This window comes from Duganella sp. 1224 (genome assembly GCF_013408245.1).
GTDB lineage: Bacteria > Pseudomonadota > Gammaproteobacteria > Burkholderiales > Burkholderiaceae_D > Rugamonas.
Genome location: NZ_JACBYS010000002.1, coordinates 700,380 through 717,103 on the forward strand (window position 1 = coordinate 700,380; position 16,724 = coordinate 717,103).

Here is a 16,724-nt window from a genome sequence, read left to right on the forward strand (position 1 = left end):
CCACCCTCAAGTAAAATGCTGAATTAGGTATCTTAATCTACCCGCCGTGCAAAACCAAACTTCTCCCCTCATTCTCAGCTTTGGCGCCGCCGACCCGGCCGGCGCCACCGGTGTCCAGGCCGACCTGGCAGCCTTTTCCGCCCTCTCCTGCACCGGACTGGCGGTGACCACCGCGTTGCTGATCGGCGACAGCGCCCGCGTCGAAGACCTGCAGGACATCGACCCGGACTGGGTGGCCGACCAGGCCCGCGTGGTGCTGGAGGACATGACCATGGCCGCCTTCAAGGTCGGCGGCATCACCAACGTTGAACAGGTGGCGGCGGTGGCCGAGATCCTGTCCGATTATCCCGACGCGCCGCTGATCCTCGACCCCTTCAGCTCGCGCCTGCCGTCGCTGTCCGACGATGACGCCGAGGAGCTGCTGACCGCGATCCGCCAGCTGCTGGTGCCGCAGGCCACGCTGCTGATGCTGTCGCAGGTGGAGCTGGGCCGGCTGGCCGAAACCTGGCGCGAGCCGGGCGACGGCGGCGAGAACGAGGACACGCTGGAATCGGACGTCGAGCACCTGCTGGCCCTGGGCTGCGAGTTCGTGCTGGTGACCGGCACCCCGGCCGGCAGCCCGCACGGCGAGAACGCCGCGCCCAACACGTTGGCCAACACCCTGTTCGGCGCCGATGGCGTCATCAGCCACGACGCCTGGCAGCACCTGGCCGGGCCGTTCATCGGCGCCGGCGGCACGCTGTCGGCGGCGCTGACGGCCTTCATGGCGCGCGGCGCCGACGTGCCGGAAGCGGTGGCGGCGGCGCAGGAGTACACTGTCGGCGCGCTGGCGCATGCGCAGCGCTACGGCATGGGCAAGTTCGTGCCCAACCGTTTTTTCCATTTACAGTCCGCAGCGGACATGCAGTAGCCTAGAAAGATGCCACTATGACCACGATTTCCAAGAACGACCAGCTGTTCGAACGCGCCCAGAAAACCACTCCCGGCGGCGTCAACTCGCCGGTGCGCGCCTTCCGTTCGGTGGGCGGCACGCCGCGCTTCATCACCCGCGCCGAGGGCCCGTACTTCTGGGACGCGGACGGCAAGCGCTATATCGACTACATCGGCTCGTGGGGCCCGGCGATTGTCGGCCACGCGCATCCGCAGGTGGTGAAGGCGGTGCAGGAGGCGGCCGCGCGCGGCCTGTCGTTCGGCGCGCCGACCGAGGGCGAGATCGAGATGGCCGAGGAAATCGTGCGCCTGGTACCATCGCTGGAGCAGGTGCGGCTGGTGTCGTCCGGCACCGAGGCCACCATGAGCGCGCTGCGCCTGGCGCGCGGCGCCACCGGCCGCGACAAGATCGTCAAGTTCGAGGGCTGCTACCACGGCCACGCCGACTCGCTGCTGGTGAAGGCGGGCAGCGGCCTGCTCACCTTTGGCAATCCGACGTCGGCCGGCGTGCCGGAGGACTTCGTCAAGCACACGCTGGTGCTGGACTATAACAATGTGCAGCAGATCGAGGAGGCGTTCGCCAACTTCGGCGACGAAATCGCCTGCGTGATCGTCGAGCCGGTGGCCGGCAATATGAACCTGATCAAGGCCACCGAGGCCTTCCTGCAAACGCTGCGCGCGCTGTGCAGCCAGCATGGCGCGCTGCTGATCTTCGATGAGGTGATGTGCGGCTTCCGCGTGGCGCTGGGCGGCGCGCAGGAGCTGTATGGCATCCAGCCGGACCTGACGGCGCTGGGCAAGGTAATTGGCGGCGGCCTGCCGGTGGCGGCGTTTGGCGGCAGCACCGAGTTGATGAGCAAGATGTCGCCGGTGGGCGCGGTGTACCAGGCCGGCACGCTGTCGGGCAATCCGGTGGCGGTGGCGGCGGGCATGACCACGCTCAAGCTGATCCAGCAGCCGGGCTTCTACGACAAATTGAGCGCCACCGCCAGGCGTCTGGCCGACGGTCTGACGGCGGCCGCCAAGGACGCCGGCATTCCGTTCTGCGCCGACGCGGTGGGCGGCATGTTCGGCCTGTATTTCAGCGAGACGCCACCGAACAACTACGCCGAGATGATGGCCGGTAACCGCGAGCGCTTCAACGTCTTCTTCCATCACATGCTGGATGAAGGCGTGTACTTCGCGCCGGCGGCGTTCGAGGCCGGCTTCGTGTCGGCGCAGCACAGCGACGCGGTGATCGACGACACCATCGCCGCCGCCCGCCGCGTGTTCGCCAAGCTGTAATCTGGCTTTTCCGCGCCTCCCGTCGCCGGCGGGAAGCGCATCCTCCGCGCCTTGCACTAGCTCAAAGGCGCGCTGGCAGCCTCGCCGTAGACTGCCGGAATGCCCTCCCCCGCCCGTTACGACCTGCCGTGGAAAGCCGCGCTGACGCATGCGTTCAGGGCGTTCATGGACTTTTTCTTTAGCGATCTCTGCAAGGAAATCGACTGGTCCCGGCGGCCACGCTACCGCGACAAGGAGCTGGCCGGGATCGCGCTGGCCGACGCGCCCAACGTCATGGTGGCGGACAAGCTGGTGGAAGTGGCGCTGCGCGATGGCCGTGTGCAGTGGGTGCTCATCCACATCGAAGTGCAGGCACAACGCGACAAGACGCTCGCGCGGCGCGTGCTCGATTACAACTACCGCATTTTTCAGCAATATCAACAGCCGGTTGCCAGCCTGGTGCTGCTGGCGGACGAGGATGCCAACTGGCGGCCGTCCGCCTTCCACAACACACTGCTCGGGACCCAAATGGGTATCTCGTTCGCGACGGCCAAGCTGCTGGACTACGCAACACGGAGCGATCTGGAAACCTCGCCCAATCCGTTTGCGCTGGTAACCCTGGCCCATCTGCGTACACAGCAAGCACGACACGATCCGGATGCGCTGTACGCCGCCAAGTGGCACCTGACCAAGCTACTGTACCAACACCGCTGGAGCAAAGCGCGCATAATCACCATGTTCAAAGTAATCAACTGGATGATGGCGCTGCCCGAAGCTCAGCAGGAGCGCTACAGGCAAACCGTTTTCCAACTGAAAAAGGAGAACAACATGACGAATCCGATGAAATGGATCACGCCACTGGAAGAAATGATTCTGGATGAGGGCATGCAAAAGGGGGCCGCGATCATACTGGAACGACAGCTCACGCGGCGCTTCGGCCCCTTGTCGAAAACCAACCAGCGCAAGCTGGCGAAGGCCAGTGTGGAGCAGTTGACGGCGTGGAGCGATGCCGTGCTGGACGCGGCATCGCTGAAGCAGGTGTTTGAGACTCAGTCGCCCGCTGACTGATCCTCTTCCGAACGCTGGATCACGCCGGTGTTGAAGTTGTACTCGAACAGGTCGCCATAGCGGCCCCACTCGATCGCCACGCGCAGCGCGCGCTCGGCCTCCTCTTCGCTCAGCGTAAAGCGCAGCAGCTTGAGGAACAGGTCCTCCGGCAAATCGCCCGACTTGTCCTGCTGCAGCCCGTGGCAGATATAGGCGATCAGCGGCACATGCTCCAGCAGCTGCTTGCCGAACATCTCCTGGCGCTCGGTGTTGTTCGCCTTCACATAGCGCCCGCCCAGCTCCGTCATCAGAATGTCGCCATTGGTCAGATAGGCGAAGCCCAGCAGGATCAGCGCGTTCAGCACCTCCAGCAGCTCGGCGTCCGTCAGCTCCGTCTCCTCGGCGATCTTCGGCAAATCAGCGCGGCCGTGGAACGGCTCCTCCGCCAGCAGCTCCAGTATCCCTTCCATGTGCGCGATGCCCGCCTGCGGCAGCCGATCGCCCAGTTGCAGCTTGACGTCACGCTCGCTGATCAGGCCACTGCCGCTGCCGCGACGGCCGGAGCTGGCCGTCATCAGCTCATACACCTTGTCGATCAGATGGCGCACCTCGGCGCTTTCCGCCTTGCGCGGCTGCGGCAGCGAGATCGGCAGCTCGGCGCGCACGCGTCCCGGATCGCTGGCAAAGATCAGCACCCGGTCGGCCATCATCACCGCTTCCTCGATGTTGTGCGACACCACCAGAATCGCCTTGGTCGGAATCTGGCCGGACTGCCACAACTCCAGAATCTCCTCGCGCAACCGCTCGCCGGTCAGCACGTCCAGCGCCGAAAACGCCTCGTCCATCAGCAGCACTTCCGGCTCCATCACCAGCGCGCGGGCGATGCCGACCCGCTGGCGCATGCCGCCCGACAGCTCGCGCGGCAGCGCGCCCTCAAAGCCGGACAGGCCAATCAGGTCGATCACCTTCTCGGCGCGGCGCGCGCGCTCGTCCGGCGCCATGCCCTGCGCCTCCAGGCCCAGCTCCACATTCTTCTGCACCGTCAGCCACGGGAACAGCGCGAACGACTGGAACACCATGCGGATGCCACGCGCCGTGCCATACAAGGGCATGCCGCGATACAGCACCTGGCCCTCGTCGGCCTGGATCAGGCCCGCCATGATGCGCAACATGGTCGACTTGCCCGAGCCGGACTGGCCCAGCAGCGCCACGATCTCGCCTTCGCGCAGCGTAAAGTCCACGCCTTCCAGCACCGAACGCGCGGAGCCATCGGCTGCGCGGAAGTGTTTGCCGACGGCTTTCAGTTCAACGATAGGAGTGCTCATGATTCTGTTCCTAGAAATGCAGCCGGCTTTCGGCCAGGGTATACAAACGGCGCCAGACGAAGTGGTTGAAGCCCATCACGAAAATACACATGATGCCGATGCCCAGCGCGATGCGCGGGAAGTCGCCGGTGGCGGTCATCTCGGCGATGTAGCTGCCGATGCCGTGCGCCTTCAGCGTGGTCGGTCCCCAGCTCACCAGCTCGGACACGATGGCCGCGTTCCACGAACCGCCGGACGCGGTGATGGCCCCGGTCACAAAACTCGGGAAGATGGCCGGCAGCAGGTAGCGGCGCCATTTCAGCCAGCCGGTCAGGCCGAAGTTCTTGGCCGCGTGCCGCAGCTCGGTCGGAATGGTCGAGGCGCCGGCGATCACGTTAAACAGCAGATACCACTGGGTGCCAAGGATCATCAGCGGCGACAGCCAGATGTCCGGATTCAGGTGATAGCGCACGATGATGATCACCGCCACCGGGAACACCAGGTTGGCCGGGAACGCCGCCAGGAACTGCGCCACCGCCTGCGTGCGCGAGGCCCAGCGCGGATTCATGCCGATCCAGATCCCCACCGGCACCCAGACGATGGCCGCCAGTGCCAGCAGCACCACCACGCGCAGCATGGTGTACACGCCCAGCATCAGCACATGGCCCACCTCGCCCCAGCCGACTTCGGTGCGGATGAAGTGCACGAGGCTCCACAGCGCGTAGAACACCACGGCGGCGATTACCGCGTCCCACACCCGCTGCGGCACCAGCGACGGTTTGTCGCGCCGGGCGCGGATCGAGGTGCCGTCGTGCGACAGGCGGAACACGGCGATGGAGCGCGACAGCTGGTGGGCGAACCATTCGACGATCTGCTGCGTGCGTTCGGTGCGGCGCAGCCAGGTGAGCAGCCACGAAGACTGCGCGGTGTCGCTGCCGGTTTCCTCGAAGCGGAACTTGTCGGCCCACGCCAGCAGCGGGCGGAAGAACAACTGATCGTACAGCAGCACCGCGATCAGCATGGCGAAGATGGCCCAGCCGATGGCGCCCAGATTACTCTGCTCGATGGCCAGCGCGATGTAGGAGCCCATGCCCGGCAGCTTGATGGTCTGGTTGGACACCACGATGGCCTCCGACGCCACCACGAAGAACCAGCCGCCGGACATCGACATCATCATGTTCCACAGCAGGCCGGGCATCGCGTACGGCAGCTCCAGGCGCCAGAAGCGCTGCCAGCCCGACAGCTGGAACACCCGCGCCGCCTCGGACAATTCGGCCGGCACCGAGCGGAAGCCCTGGTAGGCGGAAAACGCCATGTTCCACGCCTGCGAGGTGAAGATGGCGAAAACCGCCGCGCATTCCACGCCCAGCAGGTTGCCGGGGAAAAGCGCGATGAAAGCCGTCACGGTGATCGACAGGAAGCCCAGGATGGGGATCGACTGCAGGATGTCCAGCAGCGGCACCAGCACTTTTTCGGCCAGCCGGTACTTGGTGGTCAGCGCGGCGAACACGCAACTGAAGATGACCGAGGCGCCCAGCGCGATGAACATGCGCAGCGTGGTGCGCAGCACGTAGTACGGCAGATAGCTCGGGTCGAGCGACATCGGCAAGGTCTGGCCGAGTTCATAGGGGCGCGCCATCTGCTGGCTGCCATAGGCCATCAGCACGAAGATCGCCAGCACGATGGGCAGCAAGGCCCAGTCCCAGCGGTTACCGCCGGCTTCCACCACCTGGCGGGGGAAAAATTGCCGTTTCTTGTTCATATTATTACTTTCTCAGGGCGGCGGGAGGGGCCGCGAGGAGCAAAGGTAGGAGGGAGCGCATTACGCCGCCCGCCATTCTAATAGATTAATCCGGCAACTATATTACGATCTTGAAAGTATCTTACTTCAGCCAGCCCCGGTGGCGGAAGTACAGGAACGGCGCGATGGCGCTGGCCAGCATCAGCACGATGGCGAACGGGTAGCCCAGCTCCCATTCCAGCTCCGGCAGCCACTTGAAGTTCATGCCGTAGATGGACGCGATCAGCGTTGGCGGCAGGAAGGCCACGCTGGCCACCGAGAAGATCTTGATGATCTTGTTCTGGTTGATGTTGATGAAACCGACCGTGGCGTCCATCAGGAAGTTGATCTTGTCGAACAGGAAGGAGGTGTGGCCGTCCAGCGATTCGATGTCGCGCAGGATCTGGCGCGCCTCCTCGAACTGGTCGGAATTGAGCAAGCGGCCGCGCATCAGGAAGCTGACGGCGCGGCGCGTGTCCATCATGTTGCGGCGGATGCGGCCGTTCAAGTCTTCCTCGTGGGCGATGGCGTTCAGCGCGGCGGCCGCGTCCTGGTCGGTGAATTCTTTTTGCAGCACGCGGCCGCTGACTTCTTCCAGCTGCTGGTAGATGCCTTCCAGCGCGTCCGCAGAATATTCGGCGTCGGTGGCGTACAGGTCCAGCAGCACGTCCATGTAGTCGGCGATGGAGCCGGGGCGCGAACGGGCGCGCATGCGCACCAGGCGGAACACCGGCAGGTCGTCGGTGTGGACCGAGAACAGGATTTTGCGCGCCAGGATGAACGCCACCGTCACGATGCGCGACGGGCCATCCTCTTCTTCCAGCAGGAAGTCGGTGCGCAGGTGCAGGTCGCCGTTTTCCGCCTCGTAGTAGCGGGCCGAGGCCTCGATGTCCTTGACCTCGTCCTCGCCCGGCAGGATCACGCCGTAGATGGTGCGTACCCAGGCGCGCTCCGCATCCGTCGGGTCGGTCAGGTCGACCCAGACCGGCTCGACCTTTTCCAGGTCTTCGCGACTGTCGATGGGGACCTGGTTGAGCCGGCCATTCTGGAGAACGAAAACATTAATCATGGATAAACGCGCCTTTGGAAACAGCGCAAGTGTACCCGCAAAGCCCCTGCTAAGCCAGCCCAGTGCCCAGTTAGCGCTTGATCTGTCATTCCGGCGCAAGCCGGAATCCATACACTGCGTGCGTTATTCATGCCGGCGTTCTATGGGTTCCGGCTTTCGCCGGAACGACGCGCTGAACTTGACAGCATTGGGAGCTATGGCAGGTCGGCGGACCCCATGCGACGCAAGATCACCGCCGTGCGGCGCGCCAGGTAGTTGGAGTCGCGGTGCTTGTCGAAATAGCGCGGATTGGGCAGCAGCACCGCCAGCCTGGCCGCCTGCGGCGCGCTCAGGTTGGCGGCGCTGACGCCGTAGTAGTGGCGCGCGGCCGCCTCGGCGCCAAAGGTGCCGGTGCCGAATTCCACCACGTTCAGGTAGATCTCGAAGATGCGCTCCTTGTCCATCAGCGTTTCCAGCATGAAGGTGATGATCAGCTCCTGCCCTTTGCGCACGTAGCTGCGCGAACCGGACAGGAACAGGTTCTTGGCCAGCTGCTGGGTGATGGTGGAGCCGCCGGACACCACCTTGTGCTTCTTGTTGTTCTTCTCGTAGGCCTTTTGCAGCGCTTCCCAGTCGACACCGTCGTGGTCGGAGAAGTTGGCGTCCTCGGAGGCGATGATGGCGCGCTTGAGATTGTTCGAGATGCGGTTGTACGGCACCCACTGCTGCTGGATGTTGGCCTTGGGATTCTTCTCGCGCAAGGCCGCCTGCTGCTCGCGCATGAAGCTGGTCATGCCGGGATTGTGGTCGACCCACCACCAGATCTGCAGGAAGAAGTACAGCTGCACCGCCAGGAACAGCAGGATCGGGACGATGAAGAGCCACTTCACCCAGCGCCATTGACCGGACGATTTGCTCATAGCTGGTCGCGCAGTTGTTTCAATACATCGGCGGTGGCCGGCTGCACGCCGCGCCACAACTGGAACGCCTCGGCAGCCTGTTCCACCAGCATGCCCAGGCCATCGCGCAACTGCGCGCCATGGCGGGCGGCGAACTGCAAGAATACCGTGGGGGAAGCACCGTACATCATGTCCAGCGCTAAACAGCCGGGCGCGAAAATCGATGGCGAGACCGGCGGCACTTCCGCGCTCAGGCTGGCCGCGGTGCCGTTAATGACGATGTCGTACTGGCCGTCGATGTCGGCAAAGCTGCAGGCCGACACCACGCCCTCGCCGCCCAGCGCGGCAAACTGTTCGACCAGTTCTTCCGCCTTGGCCACGGTGCGGTTGGCGATCACCAGCCTGGCCGGCCGATGCTCCAGGATCGGCAGCACCACGCCGCGCACGGCGCCGCCCGCGCCCAGCAGCAGCACGCGCTTGCCGCTGATCGGCACAGCGGCGTTGTTGACGATGTCCGCCACCAGGCCGGCGCCGTCGGTGTTGTCGCCGATGATGCCGTCGTCGCTGAACACCAGGGTGTTGACCGCACCGGCCGCGCGCGCGCGGATCGTCAGCGCCTGCGCCAGCCTGGCCGCTTCCAGCTTGAACGGCACCGTCACGTTGGCGCCCTTGCCGCCCTCGGCGATGAAGGCGCGCACGGCCTCGGCGAAGCCGTCCACTGGCGCCAGGCGGCGTTCGTATTGCATGTCCTGGCCGGTCTGCGCCGCGTAGGCGGCATGGATTTCCGGTGATTTGCTATGGGCAATCGGGTTGCCAAACACGCAGTAGCGGTCCATGTTGTTATCGTCCTCCGCCGCTCATATCGGCTTGTAATTTGTCTTCGCGGGTGAATTTGAAGGTGGTGATGATGACCCACAAATCATCGCGGTCGCTCGACAGCATGTTCGGCGGGAATTTGCCGAACGGCGCCGAGCGGCGCACGATGCGCATCGCCGCCTCGTCCAGCGCCGGATTGCCGGAGCTGCGCTCGACCTTGATGCCGCCTTCCTTTTCATAGATGGTGCCGTCCTGGAACACCGGGATCGACAGCATCAGCTGGCCATACAGCTTGCGCCCGTTCACGTTGGGGAAGTTCAGCGTGCCGATGTCCTCGATCCGCTTCTGCATGGTTTTGTAGTAGATCGCGTAGCCGGCTTCGCGCGTGCTCGGCGTGATCATGGTTTTCTTGGGCCGCTTGTTCTGGTCCTCGATGGTTTCGCTGATTTCCGCCACGCGGCGGGCGATGGCCTTGCTCGATTCGATCAGGTCGGCGCCGGTGGGTGTCGGGTCCGGTTTGGCGTTTTCGGTCAGCGGCGGCGCGCTCACGGGCGACGGCGAGTGCACTTGCGTCATCAGCTGCTTCTGGCGTTCTTCCAGCTCGGCGATGCGGCGCTTGCTGGCCTTGACGCTGTCGCCCATTTCGGTCTTGCGCATGTCCGGCATCGGCGACCGGGAGCGGCCCTGGTCGACCGTGCCGCCGCCGTCGAGGTTGGCCTGGGCAACGGCGTCGGCCTTCAGCGGCGCCTTGTTGTGCTTGGCGTTGACGAGGATCACTTCCAGCCCGGGATCGGCAGCCTGCACCGGCGCTGGCGCCGGGGCCACAAAGCGCACCGCCAGCAAGGCGGCATGCGCCACCAGCGAGAAGCCGATGGCAAGGTACAGCAAGCGATTTTCTTTAAAAGACTTCACTCGGGCAGGCTTCATTAGACGTCGGAACAAGGCGGCGCGCTGGTGTTACCCGCTGATTTTACTCGATTTGCCGGGCCGGTCCGAACGGGCGGGGCTTTCATGCAACGGCAGCGTTGCGGCGCAGGTTGAAGAAGGCGTTGACCGTCAGCCGGCCGCTCTGCACATCGTCGACCAGCAGCTCGGGGTGATGGATGTCGGCGCTGTGCAACACCGTGCCCGGATAGAAGATGGCCCGGTTCCACGCCGGCTGCGCCGTGTAGACCTTCTCGAAATAACGGTCGCTGGCCACGGCATAGCCGGGCCCGGCGCCGGTCAGCGCGGTGAAGGCGTCGCGCTCCATGGCGCGCGCGCGCAGCACCATGTCGGTGAAGGCGGCGTCGGAACAGGTCTGCCGGAAAAAGCCGGTGCCGCCCAGCCGGGTGTCATGGAACAGGTACAGCACCATGGCGCCGGTGCCTTCCATGCCGGGTCGCGGCACGGTGTCGCGGTGACACACCCGCTGCAGGTTCTGCAGTTGCGGCGGCTGCAGCGTGGCCAGCGCCAGCCGCGCGGCCAGCATGCTGGTGCGGCGCGCGCCCAGCGGCTTGCGCACATGGGTGACGATGAATTGATCGAAAGCCTGCGTCAGCGCCGGCGGCAGGTTCAGCTCCGGACCGGGGAAATAATTATGGTCGGCGTCGGAAAAGTCCGCGCGCGATTGCCTGGCCAGTTCGACCATCTTGTGCGGTTCCAGCAGCAAGTCGTCGACGATGACCAGGTGTTCCTTGTCGGGCAGCGGCACGACGCGGATCGTGGGGCGCGGATTGAACATTTAGGGCGCTGGCGTGTCCGCCGCTGGTGCCGCGGTGACCTCGGCGGTGTTTTCCTCGGCGGCGGTCTGGTCCGCCACTTCGGCGTCGCCGGCTGGCGCATCGCCCGCCTCGTCCACCTCGTCGTCCTCGAAGTCGACGTCGGTGGCGGTGGCGTCGGTCGGGATTTCCAGCAGACGCGCCTCGATAGTCAGGTCCACCTCGTCCCAGCGCAGGATGTCCAGCTTGACCGCCGCGCCGCGCGCCACCGACGGCATGCCCGGCAGACGGATGATCAGCGGTATATCGGTCAGGCGCAGCACTTCGTCCTTCAGCACCACCGCCTCCACCTGGCGCGCGTTCTCCTGGCCCAGCCAGCGCAGGCACCAGTAGCGTTCCATATTGGCCTGGTGATCCGCGTATGCGCCATAGGCCGCGTCAAATTGCGACACGATCGCGAACAGCTCCGCGTCCTTGTGCTTGAAGTGCGCCACCAGCGGCGCCATCACGCCCTTCTCGGCGCAGGCCAGGATCTGCCACTGGTTGACCAGGTCGGTGTAACGGCGCAGCGGCGAGGTGCTCCACGCGTACTGGTCCACACCCAAGCCCTCGTGCGGCGCGGCGTGCGTCAGCATGCGCACCTGCATCTTGGCGTTCCAGCCGCCCACGCCGCGGCCCTGGCTGCGGTAGATGCCGGGCACGCCGCTGTCGTGCATCAGCTTGCCCCAGGTGCTATTGGCGAAGATCATCAGCTCGGCGACGATCTTGTCCAACGGCGCGCCGCGCTTGCGGCGGGTGACGGTGACGACATCGTCTTCCACGTAGAAGTTGTAGTCGACGCGGTTGTTCTGCTCCGGCTTCAGGCCAAAGCCTTCGCGCTTGACCATGCGCGCGGCCTCCAGCACCTGCGCCCATTGCCAGATCAGGCCCAGCGATTCCTTGTGCGGATAGTCGCCCGCGCCGCTGGCCAGGGTTTCCTCGTTGACCAGGTCGTCCAGGTCGTTGTGGCGCAGGTTGTTGGCGATGGGCACCATCTCGGCGCGCGTTTCGGTGGCCAGCACCGACCAGTCGGCCGGATTCAGCGTGGCGTACAGCGACAGCGCCGGGCAGGTCTTGCCCTCGGCCAGCGTGAAGGCGTCGACGATGCTGTCCGGCAGCATGGTGATCTTATCGCCCGGCATGTAGACGGTGGACATGCGGCCGCGCGCGATCTTGTCGACCGCGTCGTCCGGCTTGATGCCCAGGCCTGGCGCGGCGATGTGGATGCCGATCCTGACGTTGCCGTCGGCCAGCCTGGTGACCGAGAAGGCATCGTCGATCTCGGTGGTGGTGACGTCGTCGATCGAGAACGCCTGGACGTCGGCCACCGGCAGGTTGGCCGGCGCGGCCGGCACCGGCACGTCCGGGAAGCCGGCGCCCTTGGGGAAGTTCTCGAACAGGAACTTGGCCATGTGCAGCGCCTTGGCCGACTGCACGCCGCCCACCGCCAGCATCAGCCGCTGCGGATTGGTGTGCAGTTCCGCGCAGGCCGCGTCCAGCGCCTTGTATTCGATCGAGTTCTTGTCCGGCTTGAACAGCAGTTGCAGCACGATGTTCTGCATCGATTCCGGCAGCTTGTTGGCCTTCAGTTCTTCCACGTAGGCGGCTTGTACCAGCGCCTGCTGTTTCTTCTTCTCGATGCCGGCCAGCGCGGCGCGCAGCGATTGCTCGGGCGCGGCCTTGTAGCGGCCGCGGCCCTTTTTATAGAAGTAGATCGGCGACGAATGCAGGCTCAGGATCAGGCCGGCCGCTTCGGCCGGCTGCGGCGCGTGGCCGAAGTATTCGGCGCCCAGCTCGGCAAAACCGAACTCTTCCTCGCCGGCGACTTCCCACAGGAATTCCAGGTCGACGTCGGCAGCGATGGCCTTGGCCTGCTCCATCAGGTCGGCCGGAGACGGCTTCTCGAACTGCAGCAGCACGTCCTTGGCCTTGACCTTGGTGCGCTTGCCGCTGGCCATCTCGACTTGATAGGCCTCGCCGGCCTGGGTCATCACGCTGCCGACTTTGAAATCGCCGGATTCTTCAAAAAATACATTCATCGTTTATTGTCGTTCGTTTTAATCAGTTCCAGCACAGTCGGCAGGAATACTTCCGTTACCAGCAGCGTACCTTGGCGGCGCTGATACAGGCAGCGCCGTGCATATAATATGTGGTCCGGTGGCACCACCGCGCCATTGACGGCCAGTGCCGCCCGCGCGCGCCGCGCCAAAGGATGCCCTTCTCGCAATCTTGCAAATTCCAACACACCGCGCCGCACCAGCGGATCGCCGAACAGCGTGGTGCCCAGCGAGCGTTCGCCCAGCGTGCTGAACAGCGGCCAGTCGCTGGCGTTGGCCGACATCGGCACCACCGTGTGGCCGAACACCGCAGGCGTATTATCACATCTCAGCAGCACTTCCCTTTCCCACACGCGGCCGCGATGATGCATGCCGATCACGCCGGCCTCGTCGCTGAGGCAGATCGCGCTGCGCTGATGCAGGCACTGTACGCGGAAATTGTGACTGTGTGCTTTCAGGCGCGCGGTCAGCGAGCCGCCCTCGGTCAGCCACGGCACGTAGGCCGGCGGCGCGTTCAGGGCCAGCACGTGCGGCTGCCACTGCGCCTGCCGCAGCGAGGCGCTTCTCGGCGGCGCGCTCAAGAGCGGGCCTCGATGCCGCAGAAGGCCAGTACCTGGTCCACATAACGCGGAAACTCGGAAATCGCGTGGTCGCTGCCGTCGATCACATGCTGGCGCGCGCCCTGGTAGTGGGCCAGCATGTCGCGGTAGTCCAGCACCTCGTCGCCGGTGGCGGCGATCAGGAAATAGCGTTCCGGCCTGGTGATCTGCGGCACCGCCAGCGCGCGCAGCTCGGCGATGTATGCGCGCTTGAATTCAAACGGCTCGTCGGAGTGGTATTGGGTGCTGACGCCGACGTGCTGGTCCAGGTCCAGTTGCGGCACTACGGCCGGATTCAGCAGCACGGCGCGGCAGCCGATGCGCTCGGCCAGCCAGGTGGCATAGTAGCCGCCCAGCGACGAGCCGATGATGCTCAGCTCGCCGGCAGGCACGTCCTTGACGGCCGCCTCGGCCAGTTCCATCGCCAGCCGGGGCGAGGCTGGCAGCTGCGGCGACAGCAGTTGATCGGCCAGCCCCAGCGCCGCCATGCGCTCGCCGACCACGCGCGCCTTCATCGACTTGGGCGAGGAGCGGAAGCCGTGCAGATACAGGATCATGGCGCCAGCGCTTTCAGGATTTTGTCGTGCACGCCGCCGAAGCCGCCGTTGCTCATCACAATAATCTGGTCGCCCGGTTGCGCGGCCCTGGCCACGGCGGCCACCAGCGCGTTCAGGTCTTCGTAGGCACTGGCGGTGGCGCCGAGCGGCGACAACGCCTGGCCCAGGTTCCAGCCCAGCGCCTGCTCGCTGCCGAAGCCGAACACCAGGTCGGCGTCGCCCAGGCTGCCCGGCAGCGCGTCTTTCATCGTGCCCAGCTTCATGGTGTTGGAGCGCGGCTCCAGCACCGCCAGGATGCGCGTGTCCTGGCCAATTTTCTGGCGCAGGCCGCCGACGGTGGTGGCGATGGCGGTCGGATGGTGGGCGAAGTCGTCGTAGACGGTGATGTTGTTGACCACGCCGCGCACTTCCATGCGGCGCTTGACGTTCTCGAAGGTGGCCAGCGATTTGGCGGCCTGCGCGATCGGCACGCCGACGTGGCGGGCGGCGGCGATGGCGGCCAGCGCGTTGGCCCGGTTGTGCTTGCCGGTGAGCGACCACGCGACGCGACCCTGCACTTCGCCCTTGAAAATGACGTCGAACGTGCCGTCATCGTATTCGTTCAGCGCCCAATCCGTGCCTTCGCTACGGCCGAAGCTTTCCTTCTCGCTCCAGCAGCCGCGCTGGAGCACGCGTTGCAGCGCTTCCTCGTCGCCGTTGTAGATGACGCGGCCGATGCCCGGCACGGTGCGCACCAGGTGGTGGAACTGGGTTTCGATCGCGTGCAGATCGGGGAAGATGTCGGCGTGATCGTATTCCAGGTTGTTCAGGATCGCGGTCTTGGCGTGGTAGTGCACGAACTTGCTGCGCTTGTCGAAGAAGGCGGTGTCGTATTCGTCCGCCTCGATGACGAAGAAGATCGAATCCTTGTCGCCCTGCAGGCGGGCCGAGACGCCGAAGTTCTTCGGCACGCCGCCGACCAGGAAGCCGGGCGCGTAGCCGGCGTCTTCCAGGATCCAGGTCAGCATGGCGGTGGTGGTGGTCTTGCCGTGCGTGCCGGCCACGGCCAGCACCCATTTGTCTCTTAATATATGGTCGCCGATCCACTGCGGGCCGGACACGTACGGCAGGCCGCGGTTCATGATTTCCTCGATCAGCGGATTGCCGCGCGTGACCACGTTGCCGATCACGTACAGGTCCGGGTTCAGCGCGATCTGTTCCGGGCCGTAGCCGGTGATCAGTTCGATGCCCTGCGCTTCCAGCTGCGTGCTCATCGGGGGATAGACGTTGGCGTCGCAACCGGTGACGCGGTGGCCCGCTTCTTTCGCCAGAACCGCCAGGCCGCCCATGAAGGTGCCGCAAATACCGAGGATGTGAATGTGCATAGTAAGTAAGACGACGTGTGAATCTCCGTCGCTCCGGCGCAAGCCGGAATGACGCGCTAACTGAAGACGCGATTTTACCTGAGCCGACGCGCTTTTCCCGGTTCAGAGTATTATCTCGTCCATGACTGCCAATGTGAACGAAGAACTCCAGCTCCTGCGTGCCGAAATCGCGGCGGCCGCCGCTCGTCTCATCGCGCAGGACGGCGCCGACTACAACACGGCCAAGCGCAAGGCCGCGCGGCAGATCCTGGGCGACACCCAGCCGCCGCTGAACCTGCTGCCGGACAATGCGCAGATCGAGGCCGAAGTCCGCATCTACCAGCAGCTGTTCCACGCCGACACCCAGCCGGCCCGGCTGTTCCGGCTGCGCACGCTGGCGGTGGACATCATGGAAGGCCTGGAAAAGTTCCAGCCCTACCTGACCGGCGCCGTCCTGAACGGCACCGCCGGCCCGCACGACGACATCCATCTGCAGCTGTTCGCCGACAGCGCCAAGGAAGTGGAAATCTTCCTGCTGAACCGGAATGTACAAATCGACATCTCCGAAACGCCGCACTTCAAAGGGCCGCGCTACGGCATGGTCGAAACCGTCAGCTTCATGTGGCACAAGGAAGGCGTGCACGCCGCCCTGTATGAACTGGACGATCTGCGCGGCGCCGTCAAGAACAAGGACGGCAAGCTGGCCCGCGCCGACCTCGCGGCCGTGCGCGCCCTATTAGTTAACAGTACCCACCCACCTACACCATGAGCAAAAAAAATCTGCCCGCCTATATTGCCGTCGCCGTGCTATTCGCCGCCGCCGGCGCCTACCTCGGCATGCATAAAGAAGCAGCGCCGCTGACCGCCACCGCGCCGGCCGGCGTCACCGCCCCGGTTGCCGCCCTGTATCAGCAGACGCTGCCGGACGCCAAGGGCGTCGCCACGCCGCTGGCCCAGTACAAGGGCAAGGCCATGCTGGTCAATTTCTGGGCGCCGTGGTGCGGTCCGTGCGTGCAGGAGATGCCGGAGCTGTCCGCGCTGGCCGCCGGAGAAGAAGGCAAGAAGCTGCAAGTTATTGGCATCGGTATCGATTCGCCATCCAATATCGCGGAATTTAGCGACAAATATAAGATTACCTACCCGGTGCTGGTGGCCGGCATGAGCGGCACCGAGCTGTCGCGCCAGTTTGGCAACAGCGGCGGCGGCCTGCCTTACACGGTGCTGATCGGCGCCGACGGCCAGGTCAAGAAGACTTACCTGGGCAAATTGAAATTTGACGAGCTGCGCAAAGATTTGGCAACTCTATAAGTAGTTTCACAGGTTTTTTTCTCTTGCCAAATGT

Annotated in this window: 16 protein-coding genes; 5 read left to right on the forward strand and 11 right to left on the reverse strand. The window is 64.8% G+C overall.

Annotated elements, in window-relative coordinates:
• Positions 1–46 precede the first annotated feature (46 nt).
• The 3 genes from FHW58_RS15160 (at position 47) to FHW58_RS15170 (ending at position 3,261) form a co-directional block, all read left to right on the forward strand.
• Entirely contained in the window at positions 47–910 is an 864-nt protein-coding gene (locus FHW58_RS15160; RefSeq protein WP_179673958.1) for a bifunctional hydroxymethylpyrimidine kinase/phosphomethylpyrimidine kinase, read from the forward strand.
• A 17-nt stretch (positions 911–927) separates the two neighbouring features.
• A complete protein-coding gene (gene hemL / locus FHW58_RS15165; protein WP_179673959.1) occupies positions 928–2,214 on the forward strand; it encodes a glutamate-1-semialdehyde 2,1-aminomutase in 1,287 nt (428 codons plus the stop codon).
• Between the two features lie 99 nt (positions 2,215–2,313).
• Positions 2,314–3,261 carry a DUF4351 domain-containing protein gene (locus FHW58_RS15170; protein WP_179673960.1) on the forward strand — a complete coding sequence of 316 codons (948 nt, stop codon included), beginning with the start codon at positions 2,314–2,316 and terminating at the stop codon, positions 3,259–3,261.
• Here FHW58_RS15170 and FHW58_RS15175 read toward each other — a convergent pair.
• The 11 genes from FHW58_RS15175 to mpl all read right to left on the reverse strand — a co-directional run bounded on the left by FHW58_RS15175 (position 3,243) and on the right by mpl (position 15,403).
• The gene (locus FHW58_RS15175; protein ID WP_179673961.1) at positions 3,243–4,565 is read right to left on the reverse strand and encodes a nitrate/sulfonate/bicarbonate ABC transporter ATP-binding protein; all 1,323 of its coding nucleotides are present in this window, start codon (positions 4,563–4,565) and stop codon (positions 3,243–3,245) included. The genes FHW58_RS15170 and FHW58_RS15175 overlap by 19 nt on opposite strands.
• A 10-nt stretch (positions 4,566–4,575) precedes the next feature.
• On the reverse strand, positions 4,576–6,306 hold the full coding sequence (locus tag FHW58_RS15180; protein WP_179673962.1) for an ABC transporter permease subunit: 1,731 nt from the start codon (positions 6,304–6,306) through the stop codon (positions 4,576–4,578).
• 121 nt (positions 6,307–6,427) lie between these two features.
• Positions 6,428–7,393: a magnesium/cobalt transporter CorA gene (gene corA / locus FHW58_RS15185; protein ID WP_179673963.1), complete on the reverse strand. Its 966-nt coding sequence runs from the start codon at positions 7,391–7,393 to the stop codon at positions 6,428–6,430.
• 194 nt (positions 7,394–7,587) lie between these two features.
• Positions 7,588–8,292 carry a monofunctional biosynthetic peptidoglycan transglycosylase gene (gene mtgA, locus FHW58_RS15190; protein WP_179673964.1) on the reverse strand — a complete coding sequence of 235 codons (705 nt, stop codon included), beginning with the start codon at positions 8,290–8,292 and terminating at the stop codon, positions 7,588–7,590.
• Complete coding sequence (gene aroE, locus FHW58_RS15195; RefSeq protein ID WP_179673965.1) at positions 8,289–9,107, reverse strand: shikimate dehydrogenase; 819 nt, start codon at positions 9,105–9,107, stop codon at positions 8,289–8,291. The genes mtgA and aroE overlap by 4 nt, the downstream gene beginning before the upstream one ends.
• Positions 9,108–9,111: 4 nt before the next feature.
• Positions 9,112–10,014: a TonB family protein gene (locus tag FHW58_RS15200; RefSeq protein ID WP_179673966.1), complete on the reverse strand. Its 903-nt coding sequence runs from the start codon at positions 10,012–10,014 to the stop codon at positions 9,112–9,114.
• Positions 10,015–10,096: 82 nt separating this feature from the next.
• Positions 10,097–10,810: a DUF6445 family protein gene (locus tag FHW58_RS15205; protein WP_179673967.1), complete on the reverse strand. Its 714-nt coding sequence runs from the start codon at positions 10,808–10,810 to the stop codon at positions 10,097–10,099.
• A complete protein-coding gene (locus tag FHW58_RS15210) occupies positions 10,811–12,865 on the reverse strand; it encodes a ribonuclease catalytic domain-containing protein (RefSeq protein WP_179673968.1) in 2,055 nt (684 codons plus the stop codon).
• Positions 12,862–13,464 (reverse strand): chorismate lyase, encoded by a 603-nt coding sequence (locus FHW58_RS15215; protein ID WP_179673969.1) that lies wholly within the window; start codon positions 13,462–13,464, stop codon positions 12,862–12,864. The genes FHW58_RS15210 and FHW58_RS15215 overlap by 4 nt, the downstream gene beginning before the upstream one ends.
• Positions 13,461–14,039, reverse strand: a complete 579-nt coding sequence (locus FHW58_RS15220; RefSeq protein WP_179673970.1) for a YqiA/YcfP family alpha/beta fold hydrolase — start codon at positions 14,037–14,039, stop codon at positions 13,461–13,463. The genes FHW58_RS15215 and FHW58_RS15220 overlap by 4 nt, the downstream gene beginning before the upstream one ends.
• Positions 14,036–15,403 carry a UDP-N-acetylmuramate:L-alanyl-gamma-D-glutamyl-meso-diaminopimelate ligase gene (gene mpl, locus FHW58_RS15225; protein WP_179673971.1) on the reverse strand — a complete coding sequence of 456 codons (1,368 nt, stop codon included), beginning with the start codon at positions 15,401–15,403 and terminating at the stop codon, positions 14,036–14,038. Before mpl ends, FHW58_RS15220 begins: the two co-directional genes overlap by 4 nt.
• A 121-nt stretch (positions 15,404–15,524) precedes the next feature.
• On the opposite strand from mpl, the gene FHW58_RS15230 reads away from it, so the two are divergent.
• Positions 15,525–16,151, forward strand: a complete 627-nt coding sequence (locus FHW58_RS15230; protein ID WP_179673972.1) for a hypothetical protein — start codon at positions 15,525–15,527, stop codon at positions 16,149–16,151.
• Positions 16,148–16,690 carry a TlpA disulfide reductase family protein gene (locus FHW58_RS15235; protein ID WP_179673973.1) on the forward strand — a complete coding sequence of 181 codons (543 nt, stop codon included), beginning with the start codon at positions 16,148–16,150 and terminating at the stop codon, positions 16,688–16,690. The genes FHW58_RS15230 and FHW58_RS15235 overlap by 4 nt, the downstream gene beginning before the upstream one ends.
• Positions 16,691–16,724 lie beyond the last annotated feature (34 nt).